11 protein-coding genes and 1 tRNA gene are annotated in these 19,326 nt (G+C 35.3%); 1 reads left to right on the top strand and 11 read right to left on the bottom strand.

The window, feature by feature from the left end; translation table 11 throughout:
• Nucleotides 1–36: 36 nt before the first annotated feature.
• The 5 genes from J3U56_RS06365 to J3U56_RS06385 form a co-directional block, all read right to left on the bottom strand.
• Nucleotides 37–825, bottom strand: coding sequence for an acid phosphatase (locus J3U56_RS06365; protein WP_267332885.1), 789 nt, complete (start codon nucleotides 823–825; stop codon nucleotides 37–39).
• A 337-nt stretch (nucleotides 826–1,162) separates the two neighbouring features.
• Nucleotides 1,163–2,098 (bottom strand): hypothetical protein, encoded by a 936-nt coding sequence (locus J3U56_RS06370; protein ID WP_267332886.1) that lies wholly within the window; start codon nucleotides 2,096–2,098, stop codon nucleotides 1,163–1,165.
• 233 nt (nucleotides 2,099–2,331) lie between these two features.
• Nucleotides 2,332–3,159 carry a MetQ/NlpA family ABC transporter substrate-binding protein gene (locus J3U56_RS06375; protein ID WP_267367102.1) on the bottom strand — a complete coding sequence of 276 codons (828 nt, stop codon included), beginning with the start codon at nucleotides 3,157–3,159 and terminating at the stop codon, nucleotides 2,332–2,334.
• Nucleotides 3,160–3,362: 203 nt separating this feature from the next.
• The gene (locus tag J3U56_RS06380; RefSeq protein WP_267367103.1) at nucleotides 3,363–4,064 is read right to left on the bottom strand and encodes a hypothetical protein; all 702 of its coding nucleotides are present in this window, start codon (nucleotides 4,062–4,064) and stop codon (nucleotides 3,363–3,365) included.
• 86 nt (nucleotides 4,065–4,150) lie between these two features.
• Complete coding sequence (locus J3U56_RS06385) at nucleotides 4,151–5,113, bottom strand: aldo/keto reductase (RefSeq protein ID WP_267367105.1); 963 nt, start codon at nucleotides 5,111–5,113, stop codon at nucleotides 4,151–4,153.
• Nucleotides 5,114–5,317: 204 nt separating this feature from the next.
• Here J3U56_RS06385 and J3U56_RS06390 point away from each other — a divergent pair, with 204 nt between their 5' ends.
• Nucleotides 5,318–6,199, top strand: a complete 882-nt coding sequence (locus J3U56_RS06390) for a LysR family transcriptional regulator (RefSeq protein WP_267332890.1) — start codon at nucleotides 5,318–5,320, stop codon at nucleotides 6,197–6,199.
• Between the two features lie 542 nt (nucleotides 6,200–6,741).
• Here the strand turns inward: J3U56_RS06390 and J3U56_RS06395 are convergent.
• The 6 genes from J3U56_RS06395 to J3U56_RS06420 all read right to left on the bottom strand — a co-directional run bounded on the left by J3U56_RS06395 (nucleotide 6,742) and on the right by J3U56_RS06420 (nucleotide 19,276).
• Nucleotides 6,742–8,121, bottom strand: coding sequence for a hypothetical protein (locus J3U56_RS06395; RefSeq protein WP_267367106.1), 1,380 nt, complete (start codon nucleotides 8,119–8,121; stop codon nucleotides 6,742–6,744).
• Nucleotides 8,122–9,552: 1,431 nt separating this feature from the next.
• Entirely contained in the window at nucleotides 9,553–11,034 is a 1,482-nt protein-coding gene (locus J3U56_RS06400; RefSeq protein WP_267367107.1) for a hypothetical protein, read from the bottom strand.
• Between the two features lie 942 nt (nucleotides 11,035–11,976).
• A complete protein-coding gene (locus J3U56_RS06405; protein ID WP_267367108.1) occupies nucleotides 11,977–13,365 on the bottom strand; it encodes a hypothetical protein in 1,389 nt (462 codons plus the stop codon).
• A 1,479-nt stretch (nucleotides 13,366–14,844) separates the two neighbouring features.
• Entirely contained in the window at nucleotides 14,845–16,236 is a 1,392-nt protein-coding gene (locus J3U56_RS06410) for a hypothetical protein (protein ID WP_267347662.1), read from the bottom strand.
• A 762-nt stretch (nucleotides 16,237–16,998) separates the two neighbouring features.
• Entirely contained in the window at nucleotides 16,999–18,513 is a 1,515-nt protein-coding gene (locus J3U56_RS06415; RefSeq protein WP_267367110.1) for a hypothetical protein, read from the bottom strand.
• Nucleotides 18,514–19,189: 676 nt separating this feature from the next.
• Nucleotides 19,190–19,276: transfer RNA gene (locus J3U56_RS06420), tRNA-Leu, on the bottom strand.
• Nucleotides 19,277–19,326: the final 50 nt, after the last annotated feature.

Raw genomic sequence — 19,326 nt, forward strand, 5'->3', positions numbered from 1 at the left:
ATAGCTAACAATATCAACAAAATTATCTATCTAAAACTATTTTAATAAACTATATTGATAATTAACTTCTGCCATTGCTTGTTTTAGATCCGTTTGAAATTTGGGAAGCGTTTGTAAAAAAGCGTATTCAACAGCACCAACCATTCTACCGGCAGTAACATCACTTTGCCAATGAGCACCGCAAATCACCCTACTTTGTCCAAATTCATAACCACGTTTAATTATTGCTGCCGCATGATCTGGTGATATTTGTGCCAAAACTAAAGCTAGTGTCCAACCGTATGAAGTATGCCCAGAAGGAAATGAACCATTTTGCAGTAATCGCTCTTCTTCATCTTGAGGTTGACAAGGATGGTTGCCAAAATAAACGAATGGACGGGTTCGTTTATAAAATTCTTTCGCTGTTTTTGTGGCATTATCGGCAGAATCAACTAGCAAATCACCAAACATTTTGTAAAGTGTCGGTGTTGTTTTTGGTGAGATTTTTATACCTAATGGTATTGAAAATATCTTAGCGACATTATCTGTATGTAAATCAGCATCAGACGTTGCTTGTTGCCAGCGCGGTGTATCTTTTAATTGATAACCTTGTAAGTAAGCGATTTTGTCGGCTTCAAATTCAGGGCTATCTTTATCAGGGAAAGGAGGTAAATAATCTTTACTACTTACAGCTTGTTCGGCGGTATGATAAGTAATACCAACTTCATGCCCTAAAAAGTCTTCAGTCGAACCTTTTTGAAAAGCACATACCTGACATGAGATAAAAAATGAACTCACTACCGAGCTAATCATAGTCAATTTAAACAATTTATTGGCGTTATACATAAATAGGCTCTCCTTAGTATACGATTATGTTTAGTTTCTAGACTAACCAGTACTATTACCTCTTAAAGGTAATGTTAATATTACATAAGGAAGAAAATGAAAAATGAGAGCTCAATCAATTTTTTATAACTATTTTATAGCCAAAGTAAAATGACTTTCTGGTGAAGAAGTACAGGAATTGTTTTTTTAATCATAAAATTAAAATCGATAAAACAATGTGTTACAAAAATAAAAGAAAACACAAAAAATTAAAGCATAAAACTATTAAAAATAATTTTATGCTTATTTATTAAATAGCTTAGATAAAGCTTATCTTAAACAAAGCAATTAGATAATATTATTGTTTAATAAGAAAAAAGTTAAAATCTCTAGCATCTCTGAGGATATTATAATTATAATCTGTCATAGCTGTATGATAGGTACGATTAGGATCAATCTGGTTGTTACAAATATTTTCTAATTGTTTTTGCTTATCAAAATCACTATCGTCCATTAACTTATTATATTTACTTACAAAATCCCCCCCTTTAAGGGTAAAAAGATGCTGCCATTGATCGTAAAGATTTTTAATATATTCTCGACCTGGTTCACATTCTATTGCATTAAGATCAACTGTTGGGAAAAAATGAGTAGAACTGATTTCACTAAATTTTTTAGGTTGATAGGGAAAACTGATTTCTTCTTCAATATCATCTTGTTTTAAAAGTTTGATATATTCACTTTCACGATAAAGTTTTGTAAGTGTCTCAGAGTAAGCATAATTTTTTGACATTTCTCGCGTTATTTCTTCAGGTAAATCCTGATCAAGTCCATAATCCCAATCATAATCCTGTTGATCAATAAATACATCATTAATTAGTTTTGCGGTAAGCGGTATTTCGGTAACTTCCCCATTAATAATGATGGGAATATTATTAATTTGTTGTTCAATAACTTTATCAGATTCGCTCTCTTTCATAGCCGAGGTAACGTAAACATTAGTATGTAAAATATAGTTACTTTGGGTAGGATTAATAATTGTAGTTCCGCCGAATTTAGCGGGCTTTATAATAAAATTGATTGAATCGTTATTATAAGTCATCGTATGTTTACCATACTCGAAACTATAATTAACTTCTGACTTAGCAGGAATAGTTAATTCTGTACCATCAATTATTAATTTAATGTCGCTGGCTGTTGGATTATCGATCAAACGATCTAAGGTAGTTTTTTCAAAACATCCCGCTAAAGCAATGCTACAAAAAAATACTAAAATATATTTAATTTTTTCCATTATTTGCAAATTTCATGTCTATTAAACGAACAGTAACTTTATCAAAATAAAGTCAATAATTCCAATTAAATTAATAGATTTGAAATCTTTTAATTAATATTCATGAAAAAAATTAAGAAAAATTTTATATTGATTATTTATCTACATAAGATAACCAATCATAGTTTACAATAACGACAAAAATATCCTAATCAATTAATTAGGATATTGGGTCACCTGATAACAATTTTCTATTATTGTTGTGGCCAAATAAATCGACCTTTAGCATCAGGATCTTCATTAATAAACGTTTTAAGTTCATCAGATTGATAAAGTTGTTTCACATCTTTAGCCCACTGAGTATTTAAATTTTCTTTTTTAACAACCACCATTAACTCTAAATTAGGTGACAGTTTTTCTTGTAATAACACATTATCAGCAGGCACTTTACTTAACCAAGCAACACCGCCGGGCATAATCGCATAATCAACTTCGCTAAGCGTTCGAGGAATAATTTCGGATAATAATGTTTTAAATTTTAAGTTATATTTATTTTCAGCAATATCATTAACACTGACAGTGCCCGATTGCGCTTGAGGTTTTAATTTTATCCAACCCAAAGATTGCAGTAATAACAATGCTCTAGCGGTATTCGAAGGATCATTTGGTATAGCGATAGTTTGCCCTTGAGCAATATCGTCTAAAGATCGATGAGTTTGTGAAAATAGCGCTGCTGAAATAGAAGGTATGTGCACTAACGAGACTAGATCGTTATTCGTTTCTTTATTATAAACATCTAAATAAGCTTGATGCTGAGCAGCATTCATATCGATACTACCTTCAACCAATGCTGTATTGGAGTCTCGTAATGAACTAAAATTGACTAACTTGACCGTATAACCTTTTTTTTCTAATTCAGGCTTGACCACCCTTTCCATTAAAATATTATGCATACTTGGCGGTAAACCGACGACAATCTCTTTTTTTTCTAAATTATTAGCATTCGTTTCAGACTTTTGTTCACAACCAAATAAAATAAACCCCATCACTATTATTGCTAATATATTAAAAAGTTTTTTCATTATCACTCCTCTTTTTTTAACTAGTTAAATTAACTAATTGCAATCAATATCTATTATTTTAGTTATCACATTATAGGCAGCTATTTTAAATAGCGATAATACAAAAAAATTATAACTATATTCAAACTAGTTATATTAAGTTTGGTAATGATGATAAACTAAAAACAACTAATCCTCATTGCACTCTGAGCATTGCTTAACTATTATTGATAATAATAAGTTTCATCGTTTGAATCGACTTGTAATTTATTTTCTTTACCCCATTGTTCAAAATCAGGATGATGGCTTGCCTGCCACTGAATATAATTATTAACAAGTATAAGTGATTGTTCTAACTCTTTTTGCCAAAACGGTTGGGCTTTTTTGTCAATTAATAAATTGATATGTTGCTGTACTTCCTTTCCCCACTCAATTGCCAATAAAGGATCGCCAATATAATAGTCAGGTAAATGATGCGTTGCAAAGTCAATTTTTTCTAGCAAGTTAGTGATAATCCATTTTCTTGCTTTGTCATCACAAGGATCGATTTGAAGTGCGTGATAGATATAAGAACTGTCACAAAAGAATTTTCCATACCAACGAAAAGGCTGGCTATTGACTTTTTCTTGCTTACACCACTTATCAAGTGTCGGTTTTATCAATTTGCTCATTAGCGGGTAGCATAGATAAATAAGTTGAAGCTCAAGATCGTCCTCACAAAGATTGAATACAAAGGCTACAAACTCCTTCTGCTCATTAAAACACCATTGCAGGCTATCGGCTAAAAAAATATCAAGTGCAGAAAAAGCTTGCTTTCGCAATCCCTGTTCACGTAACTTACAATATTCGGCATAACTCTGCCATTTGCGATGAGATTCAATAGCGAGTAGAGTCGGTCTTAAAGATTGATTTTGATCGTTTAACATTATTAGCAAAACAAGTTTTGAAAATATATCGGTCTATAATAAGTGATATTTTTAAACTATAACAACTTGTTTTGCTTAGTTTGCTTTTAAATTGCACCAACAATACGATGAGGAATATAAAGCGCTTGTAAATAATCAATGTCGTCTTGACTTAATGATACTTGTAATGCGCCAACCGCATCGTCTAAATATTTTGTTTGAGTCGCACCAATAATTGGAGCGGTAATGCCCTTAGCAAATTGCCACGCTAATGCTATTTGAGTCATTGAGGCATGATGTTTTTCAGCAATTTCCGATACTCGCTCGACAATACCCATATCTGTTTTTTCTGTACTATCATATTTATCAACAGCGGTTTTGTCGGTTTGGCTACGTAAGGTATCTGTATGCCATTGTGAGCGAGCAAGTCGGCCTGCCGCTAGAGGACTATATGGCGTTAACGAAACATTAAATTGTTTACAAATTGGAATTAACTCCCGCTCATCTTCACGATAAAGTAAATTATAATGGTTTTGCATTGAAACAAATTTAGTCCAGCCATTTTGCTCAGCAGCAAGTTGCATATTGAAAAACTGATAACCATACATGGCTGAAGCCCCTAATGCTCTAACTTTACCTGCTTTTACTAAATTATGTAATGCCTCGATTGTTTCTTCTATAGGGGTGTTATAGTCAAAGCGATGTATGATATATAAATCAACATAATCGGTGCCAAGACGTTTTAATGATCCATTGATTTCTGTTTCTATCGCATTTTTAGATAAGTTACCTGGATTAAAATAGACTTTTGTTGCGAGTATGACTTTATCTCGAGCTATGTTATTTTTAATTGCTCGCCCAACATATTCCTCACTGGTACCCGCTGAATAAATATTTGCAGTATCAATAAAGTTAATCCCCAAATCCAAGGCATGCTTAATAATTGACTCACTCTCTGTTGGATTAAGTGTCCATGCATGCATTTTACTGGCAGGATCGCCAAAGCTCATACAGCCTAAACAAAAACGTGATACGCTAATATCCGAATTGCCAAGTTTTATATAATCCATAAAAGCCCCTCTTGTTCCACATTAGTTTTAAATACATTGATGTTTAATAACATTAATATTCACGCCACAATGAATAACCTTCGAATATAAATTCACGCAAATAAATTAATGTCGATGATTTATTTTAGGCACAGGTTTTATTGAGATAAATATGGTATTCATTTATAGTATGATGAAATAAATTCATTAATCACATGCGTGTTTATGTATAATTTTAACGAACTGCACTATTTTGTTGTCGTCGCACAAGCTTCTAGTTTTGTAAAAGCAGGAAAGGCATTAGGTATTTCATCTTCAGCGTTAAGCCATAGTATGAGCAACTTAGAGACCAAGCTAAATCTACGTTTGTTTAATCGAACCACACGAAGTATGTCATTAACCGAAGCTGGCGAGCAGTTATATAAGCAAATAGCCCCACTATTTCAATCGTTAAATCAGCAAGTTAGTGCATTATCAGATTTTCTAAGCACGCCGTCTGGAACCATTAGAATTAATGCACCACATTTAGCTGTTGAGAGTATTATTTATCCTAAACTACGTCAATTTTTACCCCGTTATCCTCAAATCAAGATCGAAATTGAAGCAGACAATAATTGGGTAGATATAGTTAAACAAGGTTTTGATATGGGGTGCCGTTTGGGTAATGATATTGCTAATGATATGATTGCAGTAAAAATCTCTGCGCCATTAACGATGGCTGTCGTTGCCAGTCCTGATTATCTAAAAAACAGACCTCTACCTAAGCAAATTAAAGATCTTGATAAGCACCAATTAATCGGTAAGAAAATTTCTGCTCAACATGCAACAGAATTAGCTTGGGAATTCAATGACAATGGCAATATTATTAAATACCAACCTTCTTCTCAATTATCAAGCAATAGTAATTTACGTAAACAAGTGGCTTTAGATGGATTAGGCATCACATGGATAGGTAGACCAACGGTAGAAGACGATCTGGCCAAAGGCAATTTAATAGAATTATTGGAGGATTTTGCTATCACTTATGAACCATTTTATATCTATTATCCTAGTCGCAAAGGACATTCTCAAGTATTTAAATTAGTGTTAGATGCATTAAAATTTTAATCAAATTTTTAGGTGCTCAATAAATTAATACATGGCTTAAAACTGTGTATAACCGCTATCACACAAAATAAAAATTTTTGTGTTATTAAATATGATCGCGCTTAACTTCAATTTTATTGCTATCGATTAACGATCAACTAAATCAATCTATCTATACCATTATGGAATTTGAATGAAAATTAAAACAGATAAATTCAGTTAAAAAGCTTGTCTAAGCTACCTATACACAACTAACATGATTTTATAAACACTCAAAACTTGAGAACATAAAGTTGCAATTTTACTTGCTGGTAAGTTGACGATAACATCGCATAAAATATGCTTTTTTAACATAAGTTAACCTATCACTATTCCAATAACGCTTTTTGAAAAACATACTGTTCACAATTATTTAATGTCATCATTCTCATATAAAAAAAGCTTTTGTCGTTCATAACGGCAAAAGCCCATAATTTGATTTAACTGTCTTTAATAAAAGACATGATATTTTGATAGCTTATTGATTTAAATATAGTATTATCGCTAACGGTTAGTTCACCTCGCTATGGGTAAGCGCAAATAACAGTAAAGATAGGATCTTGGCTTCTTTTTGGGTAAACGCCTCCACCTGCCATATTGACTATCCACGGCCACACTCCAGAGGCATCACTAAATTCACTGGTGATTAACATCGCGCCGCTAAATACTGCATCGTTGTAAAAATCAAGCACTCCCCATTCGGACATAAACCCTGCACCAATTTGGCGTTCAAAATAGTTTCCGTGTGATTCAGGTTTGGCACCTACAAATCCTTGATTCTCTGCAGGACTATTTGGGTCTGGAATGGCATTGGTCAAATCTTTAACACGTGGCACGCGATAACCAGTGCTATTACACCAAGCTTGATTATTTGCCATATTCGAAAGTTTTTTACCACGTGCAATAAACCACTGTTTTAATATAAAACCATATTTTATCACCGGCTTGTTATTACGATCATATCCAACGAGTTCGAATGTCTGTGGCAATTGTGGTCGGTATATTGCTCCTGGTGAATTAGAGCTTTGTTGTGTAGTCGTTGCAGCCGGACCCGTTAAGGTTACTCGCGTCACAACTTTGGGCGTAGGATTTAGCCAAAGTTCATTATGCTCAGATCGGGTCACAGTGGCCGTGATTCCTTCATGTGTAACTGGAGGCCAAGTTAACTCGTTTTCATCAATACCAGAAATTTCTAAATCGAAAAACAAATTATTTCCCCCTGTAGTTGGGAAATTGCGTTCATAAGTTGCCGGATCGCGAGATTGAGCATAAAACCCTTTTGACCAACGCCATACCTCGGTATTAGCCGGTGACGCAAATAAACTCGGTACTAACATACACACTGCCGGAGCAGAATTAGGCTTAATATAATATTTGACAGGGCGCATGTATAACGTGGCTATGTTAGGAATTCCATATTTGGTAGATAAGCTCCAAACACCACTTGTATCAAAATCAATAAGGTAAGGTGCTTTACAAATATCTAACGCCGTATCAGCATTGACAATACTACCATTTTTATCAGTAACATTAACACTTATGTTTCCTGTAGCAGAAATACCGTCGGCACCTTGCCCATCACCATCATCATCTCCCCAATAACTATAAGGAGGTCCAATTATAGTTTTTAAGTTTATAGACCTATTGATGATGGGAATCATCATAGAAATGTCTTTAATGGTTTCACCTTCCTTGGGTAAGGCTATAGGGTTTTCAGAAGATGAAGTATTGGTTGTTGAACTCATGGTAGTACCGTCAGAAAAGGTAATAACAGACAAAATATTAGCATCTGTAACTTTGGTTTTACCTTTATCAAAGGTTAAATACGGTTCACTACCTTGAATGATTTTAATAGTAACAGCCGAAAGTGCCTTTACATTAAATGAGCAAAACAATAATATCAATACAACTACAAAAAAAAGCTTAAAAAACAAACGTGATATTAAAGAAAATAAACAAGATAAAAGTAATACTGAAAAGAATTTGGAACTTAAAACATAGATCTGATAATGCCTGTAGCCATAATAATACTGCATAACATTTCATCCGTCAGTTGTTATTGTTTTATTTAAGTTTTTTTACCTTCCATTATTTATAAAAATATCTAAATCCATTTGTTGAAAAGTATAATTCTTTAATAAAAAATAATCACCTATTAACACAATAGATTTGTAAAGAAATGTAAATTTTAGATAATTATTTAGTAGTAATCAAAATTAAGTGATTAGTGTAATCAACTTTTTAGATTAAAGCGTTCAATAATATTTATATAAATATAATATTTTCCGGTCAAAGTTAAGGATGCTTTTTTATTATTACATACTGAAAAAATTAGAAATTTAACTATATCAAGCATTTTAGGCTCTTCAATATTATTCTTTATTGCTAAAAAGCAACCAGCATCTACATAATTGTTATGTTGTCTATTTTCACACCTTAAGCTTGCAACAAGACGGGATTCACTTAAAATGACCAACAAAGTAACAGATCATTTAACTTACAAACTGTGCTGACTGTATTGGTAGTTTAATCTACCGTCGGAGCGGTTTTTACAATTAAAGTCTGTGCGCTAGTTTACTAATGATCATGTGCTTTACCATTCATTGGTGAAATTAAAATAATCGTCTAGTTCTAAGTGTATTAATAGCAATAGAGGAATATCTGTTCGGTTGCCATGAAGATAAAATAATTAATGTTACACGGTTATAGCCTTATTTATAATTTCTGTTACTAACCCCTATTTTATTTGTCTGTTGATAATGAGCAATAATTTTAGATCATGATTGAATGATTAATTCATCATTTGTTACCGTTTTGCTTGTTTGCTCAATATTGGATTGCTTTGATTTTTTATTTAACATTGTAGTTGGTGGTATTGGTATAGCTAATCGTTTACTTCTTTATACTTCAAATGCCATAGTAGCGAGATTAGTAGCCGCGGCGGATTTAAAATCCACCGCTGTTATCTAAATCATCATTCGTTATTGACTCGTATGTACAAATGATAGAGGGCTACATTTGGAGAGCATTAATTCATGAAATTTTCCTAAAAATCACCATGAATAATAATTTGATCAAATTTTTCATAAATTAAATTATTGATTCAAACTTATACGACAATAATTACTTAATCACATAAAACGATTGAAGAAATGCTTTTAAAAGCATTTCTTTTATCAAGACAAGAATCCCACTTTCTCTTAATGTTAATTTTATTTATACAGCGTTCGATTGCTCTTTTTTGGAATCGGCAACTTGGTCTGCTCAGGTTGCCCCTGCCGCTGCGACTTTACATTAACAGTTTATCCTTTATTACCTATTATGTAGTACTAGCACTAAGGATAGACGCAAACCAAGTTGTAGGTAGTATTTTTGGCATTGCCAATAAAGTTAACGGCGCCATTGCCAGCATAAGCACCGAACAACAGGTCCGAACCATCGCTAGCGGTAGCCCAGTAGCCGCCCCTGTTGAAACCGGCAGAGCGATAGTAAAGCCAGTAGTACATATCTCCCCATTCAGTAAAGAGACCAGCACCGATATTACGCTGAAAATAATTACCACTGGATGGCGGTATGCCGAGTGTCGGTAACGGCGACTTCCCACCACTACACACAGAAGTCGCCCCACACCAATCAGAACGTCCAATTGAGTTAGTTAACTCTTTTACCAGTGGCAGACGATAACCACCACCTAAACTGCCACACCAGGATAAGGCGTTATCAACTGTGATATCGCCTACGCCTAATGGGCGGACAACAAACCACTGCTTTAACTCAAAACCATAGCTTAATACCGTTTTATTACGACTATCTTTACCCGCTATCACAAAAGTCTGCGGCAAGCTAGGTGGAGCCACACTACCCGGTAATGCTGAATCCTGTTGGGCTTTTGTTACTGCTGGACCAGTAAGCGTGACACGTATGAAATTTGGATTAGCGGGTGATGGTGTCATGGTAGCGGTAATACCACCTTGAGTGACAGTTGGCCAGGTTAATGTAGAACCATCAATACCTTCTATGTCTAAATCAAAATACAGATTATTAGCACCGGTAGTCGGGAAGTTAAGCTTGTACTGTGATGGCTCAGCTGCTTGCTTTACAAAACCTCGTTCTGGATTCCAAATATCGGCCGGACCGGCGAAGAGTTGGGAAAGAGGGTTCAGATTCGGCCTGGCGTAACAGATTTTAGGCACGGATTTAGGTCTGGTGATATAATAGGCAGCCGTGCTACCACTAAAATTACCACTATTTGGTACCCCATACTGGGTGGTTAAACTACCATCAGTACTGGTTAATTCTACTTTATAAGGTGCCATACAGCTATCTATGTTGGCACTATGCGTCACGGCTCGATTCAATTTATCGGTAATGCTCACGCTTAAATTACCGGTCGCGGTAATTCCATTAGCACCCTGACCATCACCATCACCATCCCCCCAATAATTGTAAGGCTCACCAATTAAATCGTTTAAGGCGATAGCGTTAACAGTGGCAGGGACCAGCATACCAATATCGCTAAAGTGTTCATTAGCTTCTGGGAGAACGATTGGATTATCTGCGGTTGAAGTATTATTGTCCGGTGTGTAGGTGGTTTGAGTCGTGCCGTCAGAGACGGTAATACCTAACAGCCCCTCAGTCGTGGTGACCTTAGTGACCCCATTATCAAAGGTTAAATACGGCGCACTACCATGAATGACTTGCGCCGTCGTTGCCGACAATGCTTGAGTCGTAGTGGCATACAGCAATAATAACCATGGTATCGATGCTAAAGCCAGTTTAGATAATTGACCTGATACTTGAGTTTGCGTAAAAAACAAGGTTAGACGTAAGATTAACCTTAAATTTACTGTTTTAAGTAAGCGATAGCATAACGCTAAACTAAATATGCATCTTTTGCTTACACTGATTGCTGAAAAACGAGGGTGAGTTACCTTGCTTCGATGAAATAAGTTAAGTGTAGAAGTAAGAGTTGAATTAAATTTTAGCCTAAAGAGAGATTGGTGAGTTTTTAAAACATTGTTTTGCCAGCGCTGGTGTCTGGTGTCTGGTGTCTATAATTATACTGCATGGCGTTCCACCCGTCAACTAATCTGTTATTTTATTTGATTTTTTTATGTTAAATGGCTATAAATCAAGCTTAAATAAGCTTAATTTTCGGAATTATAAGGCTATGATAAAAAAAAGTCACTCATTAAGCCGAATTATTTGTAAAGAAATGTAAATAACACTATAAATAATAAATGTTAATAGCCTTTAAATAGTCAAATATAGTTAAAATATAGCGGATTATTTTTTTATTCAAAAATATATCACCCGCTTGTTTATTAAATTTCTGAATGGATTTTATGGAATTTAGATGGGTTAAGATTGTTGATTTTAAGTCGTTCATCTAAAACGATGTAAAAAGTAAAATAACTGAAGAAACACAATGCAACACTTTTTTCACTCAATAACGTTAACGTTTGTAAGGAAGATCTAAAATATAATCAGTTAGTTACTGTTTTAAATGAATATATTTCCATTATAAATCTTTAAAACTAAGATTATTTTTCCTAAAAAATTTATTTTAGTCTTTAAAATCGTGGTTTTGATCATTTAATAATTTTTAAGCGGAATTTAGGACCTTCTATCCCCGCTACTCAACTTTCTTGCGATAAACACACAACCCATTCGCCTCAATCGAGGCGAATGGGTTAAGTTTCGACATCATAAAGTTTTGGAAAATCTACGCTATTTTACTCTCCCCCCCAAAATAAGAACTAAGGTTTGAGTTCTGAAGCACAAATCCCATAGTACAAACCTGCAGGCGTTACCCAATGAATAAGTCCGTAGTCGCCGTGCGCATAATACCAGTAGTCACCATGGGAGTATTTGTCATTAGTCCAATAATACCAATAAAAGTTAGCATTAGTGTAATATAGCATATAACCCCACTCAGAAAAAAGACCAGCCCCGATGTGACGTTGGAAATAATTACCCGATGATACAGGTGTAGCAGTAATTATATCGTCATATGGATAAACAGCATTGGTTAAATCCCTTACATTAGGAAGTTCATAACCTATATTTTTACACCAAGATAGTTGGTCGTTGTAATTTCCCATAACGGTTCCACGATTGACAAACCACTGCTTTAATTCAAATCCATATTTAGCGACAGCGTTACCACTACTGTCACGACCAACTAACTCGAATGTCTGGGGTAAAGATGGTTTAGCTATTTTATCCGGCACTCGAGAATTCCATTGTGATGAGGTTGCAGCAGGACCAGTTAAGGTAACGCGAACACTAGTTTTTGTTGAATTAGTCATCGTCGCTGTAATTCCACTATGAGAAACCGGCTCCCAAGTTAATGCCTGATCAGTATTGCTAATATCTAAATCAAAGAACAAACCATTAGCTCCAGTAGTCGGGAAATTTGAACTATAAGATGATGGTGTAGCTGTTTGAGTTAGGAAACCTTTACTATAATGCCAGATATTTTCGGGACCTGCATAGATACCTATGTTATATACCAAATTACTCGGTTTAGCAAAACAAACCCCTGGTGATTCTTTAGGATTAAAATAATAGCTAACATTATCTGCACCGAACTTAATGCTATTAGGAAAGCCATAACGAGTGGTTAATGTGCTTTCGGTACTAGTTAATGTAGCTTTATAAGGCGCGTTACAATACATTGGTACGGTATTTCGTGATACAGTTCTATTATTTTTATCAACAATAGACAAACTTAGACTGCCTGTAGCTGTAACATCAGAATCACCATCATCATCTCCCCAATAATTATAATTTGAATCAATAAGAGTATTTAAATCGACGGAATTAGTATCAGTAGGAACCAACATCCCTATATCAGCAAAACTCTGATCTACATCAGGTAAGACGATTGGTGTTACAGTTGAAGGATTGGTTGAAGGTGTATATTGTGTACCGTCGGATAAAGTAATACCTAACAGCCCCTCAGTCGTGGTGACTTTAGTTACCCCATTATCAAAAGTTAAATAGGGTTCACTACCATGAATGACATGTACCGTAGTCACCGATAACGCTTGAGTGGTAGTGGCATACAGCAATAATAACCATGGCATCGATGCTAAAGCCAGTTTAGATAACTGGCCTGATGCTTGAGTTTGCGTATAAATCAATGTTGGACGTAAGATTAACCTTAAATTTATCGCTTTAAGTAAGCGATAGCATAACGCTAAACTAAATGTGCATCTTTTACTTACACTGACTGCTAAAAAACGAGGGTGAGTTACCTTACTTTGATGAAATAAGTTAAGAGTAGAAGTCAGAATTGAATTAAGCTTCAACCTAAAGAGAGATTGGTGAGTTTTTAAAACATTGTTTTCCCATCGCCGGGGGCTATAATTATATTTCATGGTGCTCCATTAGTAAACTAATCCGTTATTTTATTTTATTTTTTTATGTTAAATGGTCATAATTTAAGCTTAATGAACTTAAATGAAACTTAAATAAAGCTTAAATAAGCTTAATTTTTGGAATTATAAGGTTATGATAAAAAAAAACCACTCATTCAGCCGGATTATTTGTAAAGAAATGTAAAGAATAATATAAATGATAAACTCTCATTGCCTTTAAATAGCCAGATATCTCTGAAATATAACGGATTATTTTCTATTCGAAAATATATCATTCGCTTGTTTATTAAAGTTCTGAATAGATTTTATGGAATTTAGATGGGTTGAAATTTCAGACGTTGCTTGTTTTGTAACGTTTTATTTTCGGTGAAAACACCCGAGTAAAGAGGGGTTTATGTGCCCTTCCCCAAATTACTCGCACCATCCATTTTTGCTAACTAACTCTGTCGGTTCGGGTTACCCTTTCCGCAGCAATTTTATATTAGCAGCTTAGCCTTTATTACCTCTTATGTACTATCCATAATTTAAGAATTAATTTGATGTTCTAGACGTTAACGCTTGGCTAAAATAGGAAGTTACAAGCAAAAAAACAAGCAATAGCACTAAAAAGATCTGTCAGGATAATTTGGTTTGATAAAAAGATTGACGCAAGAATAGGAAAAACGATCGCACGAAAGCTCGTGATATTTTACTTATCTTCGTGTAAAAATAGAATTCTGTGGAAAATGTATTTTGTGATCTTAACTTTAACAAATTTAAATTATCGTTTTGATCTGTAGAAAATTATAATCCCCATGTGACAACTCTATCAATTAATCATTTGATTAATTTATTAATTTTATTGATTCAGGTTGATTTTTAGTCGTTCATCTAAAACGATGTAAAAAGTAAAATAACTGAAGAAACACAATGCAACACTTTTTTCACTCAATAACGTTAACGTTTGTAAGGAAGATTTAAAATATAATCAGTTAGTTACTGTTTTAAATGAATATATTTCCATTATAAATCTTTAAAATTAAGATTATTTTTCCTAAAAAATTTATTTTAGTCTTTAAAATCGTGGTTTTGATCATTTAATAATTTTTAAGCGGAATTTAGGACCTCAAAACCCCGCTACTCAACTTTTTTGCGATAAACACACAAACCATTCGCCTCAATCAAGGCGAATGGTTTAAGTTTCGACACTATAAATTTGTTACAAAAACCTACGCTATTTTACTCTCTCCCCCAAAATAAGAACTAAGGTTTGAGTTCTGAAGCACAAATCCCGTAGTAGAAACCTGCAGGCGTTACCCAATGAATAAGTCCGTAGTCGGCGTGCGCATAATACCAGTAGTCACCATGGGAGTATTTGTCGTTAGTCCAATAATACCAATAAAAGTTAGCATTAGTGTAATATAGCATATAGCCCCACTCAGAAAAAAAACCAGCCCCAATTTGACGTTGGAAATAATTACCCGATGATACAGGCGTAGCAGTAATTATATCGTCATCTGTTGGATAAACAGCATTGGTTAAATCCCTTATATTAGGAAGTTCATAACCTATATTTTTACACCAAGATAGTTGGTCGTTGTAATTTCCCATAACGGTTCCACGATTGACAAACCACTGCTTTAATTCAAATCCATATTTAGCGACAGCGTTACCACTACTGTCACGACCAACTAACTCGAATGTCTGGGGTAAAGATGGTTTAGCTATTTTATCCGGCACTCGAGAATTCCATTGTGATGAGGTTGCAGCAGGACCAGTTAAGGTAACGCGAACACTAGTATTCGTTGAATTAGTCATCGTCGCTGTAATTCCACTATGAGAAACCGGCTCCCAAGTTAATGCCTGATCAGTATTGCTAATTTCTAAATCAAAGAACAAACCATTAGCTCCAGTAGTCGGGAAATTTGAACCATAAGATGATGGTGTAGCTGTTTGAGTTAGGAAACCTTTATTATAATGCCAGATATTTTCGGGACCTGCATAGATACCTATGTTATATACCCAAATACTCGGTTTAGCAAAACAAACCCCTGGTGATTCTTTAGGATTAAAATAATAGCTAACATTACCTGCACCGAACTTAATGCTATTAGGAAAGCCATAACGAGTGGTCAATGTGCTTTCGGTACTAGTTAATGTAGCTTTATAAGGCGCGTTACAATACATTGGTACAGTATTTCGTGATACAGTTCTATTATTTTTATCAACAATAGACAAACTTAGACTGCCTGTAGCTGTAACATCAGAATCACCATCATCATCTCCCCAATAATTATAATTTGAATCAATAAGAGTATTTAAATCGACGGAATTAGTATCAGTAGGAACCAACATCCCTATATCAGCAAAACTCTGATCTGCATCAGGTAAGACGATTGGTGTTACAGTTGAAGGGTTGGTTGAAGGTGTGTATTGTGTACCGTCGGATAAAGTAATACTTAACAGTCCCTCAGTCGTGGTGACTTTAGTCTTACCATTATCAAAAGTTAAATAGGGCGCACTACCATGAATGACTTGCGCCGTCGTTGCCGATAACGCTTGAGTCGTAGTGGCATACAGCAATAGTAACCATGGCATCGATGCTAAAGCCAGTTTAGATAACGGGCCTGATGCTTGAGTTTGCGTAAAAAACAAGGTTGGACGTAAGATTAACCTTAAATTTATCGCTTTAAGTAAGCGATAGCATAACGCTAAACTAAATGTGCATCTTTTGCTTACACTAATTGCTAAAAAACGAGGGTAAGTTACCTTGCTTTGATGAAATAAGTTAGGTGTAGAAGTAAGAGTTGAATTAAGCTTTAACCTAAAGAGAGATTGGGGAGTTTTTAAAACATTGTTTTGCCAGCGCTGGTGTCTGGTGTCTGGTGTCTATAATTATACTGCATGGCGTTCCATCCGTCAACTAATCTGTTATTTTATTTGATTTTTTTATGTTAAATGGCTATAAATCAAGCTTAAATAAGCTTAATTTTTTGAAATTATAAGGTTATGATAAAAAAAAGCCACTCATTCAGCCGAATTATTTGTAAAGAAATGTAAATTAATACCATAAATAATAAGCGCTAATAGCCTTTAAATAGTCAGATATCTTTGAAATATAACGGATTATTTTCTATTCGAAAATATATCACCCGCTTGTTTATTAAAGTTCTGAATAGATTTTATGGAATTTAAATGGGATAAAATTTCGGACGTTGCTTGGTTTGTAACGTTTTATTTTCGGTGAAAACGCCCGAGTAAAGAGGGGTTTATGTGCCCTTCCCCCAAATTACTCGTACCGTCCATTTTTGCTCACCGATTCAGTCGGCCTGGGCTGCCCTGCCGCTGCAACTGACCTTTTGTTGCTTAAAAACTTTATTACGCCTTATTAAATGCCCGCGACTTCAGGATTAAGAACTAAGGATAGGCGCAAAGCCCGTAGGCGTCGTTTCTAGGTTGGTTGCTATTAATGTTGCCGTAGACCGGAAAGACAACGAACTGGTACTGCAACAGTATCGAACCGTATCGGCGACTTGTCCAGTCACTTGTCCAGTAGATGAGTTTGACGAAGCTGGCAGCGGTATAATCACTCATCATGCCCCATTCGGTAAACAAACCCACACCAATATTACGCTGGTAACCATTCCAATTCGATGACGGCGTGGCGCCCACTGCTCCTTCGCAAAAAATGTTTGAATTAGCTCCCGAACACACCGCGTTAGTTAAGTCTTTGACCTGCGGCAGGCGGTAACCACCGCCTAAACTACTACACCAGGATGAGGTGTTAGGATAAGTATCAAATTTATCTCCGCGGTTGACGAACCACTGCTTTAACTCAAAGCCATAACTTAATACCGTTTTATTACGACTATCTTTCCCCTCTATCACAAAAGTCTGCGGCAAGGTAGGAGTAGCGACACTACCCGATGTGGCTGATTCTTGTTGCGATGCTGTTGCCGCCGGACCTGTGAGGGTGACGCGAATGTTATTAGTATTATCGGGCGATGGCGTCACGGTGGCGGTAATACCGCCTTGGCTGACTGTTGGCCATGTCAATGCTGAACCGCTAATACCACCTATGTCTAAATCAAAATACAGATTATTAGCACCGGTAGTCGGGAAGTTGAGCATGTACTGTGATGGCTCAGTGGACTGCACCAGGAAGCCTTTACTCGGATTCCAGATATTAGCGGGACCGGCGTAGGTGTCGTTGCCCATACTCAGATTCGGTTTGGCATAACAGATTTTTGGTGCGGCTTTAGGATTGATATAATAGGCGGCAGTACCACTGCTGAAATTACGACTATTTGGTAGCCCATACTGGGTGGTTAAACTACCAGCAGTAGTGGTTAATTCCACTTTATAAGGCGCATCACAGATATCTAAAGTAGCACTACGATTCACAGCATGATTGGCTTTATCGGTAATACGTACGCTTAAATTACCGCTAGCAGTAACACCATTAGTACCCTGACCATCACCATCATCATCTCCCCAATAATTGTAAGGCTCCCCAATTAAGGTGTTCAAAGCGATAGCATCAGCAGTGGGGGGCACCAACATAGCAATATCAATAAAGCTTTGGTTTTCTTTAGGTAACACTATTGGATTATCGAAGGTTGAAATATTATTTTGTGGAGTAATGCGGGTACCATCGGATAACGTAATACCGAACAACCCTTCAGTCGTGTTAACTTTAGTCTTACCATTGTCAAAAGTTAAATAGGGTTCGCTACCATGAATGACTTTCGCCGTCGTTGCCGACAATGCTTGAGTCGTAGTGGCATAAGGTAATAATAACAAAGGTATTAAAGCTAAATAGCGTTTTATATTGAAAACAATATATGGCGGACAATTAACCAATAATAGCTGTCGTCGACAATGATGTTGGGAGCTGGGTTGGCGAACGTGCGATACTAAACCAGATAGCAACCTCTGCCCTAAATTAGATACGCAATCACACTTTAATTTGAGCAAAAAACGAGAGACTAAATCGAATACTAAACTAAGTTTTATATTAAGCTTTAGGTGTAATAAATCAGCTAAAGTGTGTTGATATAGATTTTTGACGTAAGGCTGCCAATGTCTTGTGTCTTGTGTCTTGTGTCTTGTGTCTTGATATTATAAAGCATAATGCGCAATCCTTCAAGCAAATTTATGTTTTATTTACACTTTTCCATTTTAGTGCTCAAAAAAACTAAACGATTAATTTACCGGTCAAAGTATAGCACCTTAGTAAAATTTAACTACCGATTAACGGCGATTATTTGTAAAGAATGGTAAATGAATAGGGAATGTTATTACTATATGAAAGTTATTAATTTCTGCTTATACGTTATTTAGCTAAAATTGCGAGAAAGTAGAAAAATAGACTTAAGTCAGTAACGTTCTTGTCATGCTTATTAACCTTAATATATAAAGGCATTAAAGCCATTTTACCGATGCATGCCATTATTGAAACCAATCTACCGGTCTGTATATTCGATATTGTACTTGATTTGATTTAATACTTGTGAAAGTTGATTGATAAAAAAAGCGAATTGATAGACCTATTCGAAATAGTTTTTAAATATAAATCAATTTTTAACTGGAGCGATGTTAGCTAGCTTGGTGCCAGTGGTCGGACTCGAACCGACACGCTTTTAAGGGCGGCGGATTTTGAATCCGCTGCGTCTACCAATTTCGCCACACTGGCACTTAATGTGTAAAGAAGTAAACGTTGGCATTATACTAAGCTTTACAATA

The sequence above is a fragment of the Gilliamella sp. B2824 genome (assembly GCF_026536245.1).
GTDB lineage: Bacteria > Pseudomonadota > Gammaproteobacteria > Enterobacterales > Orbaceae > Gilliamella.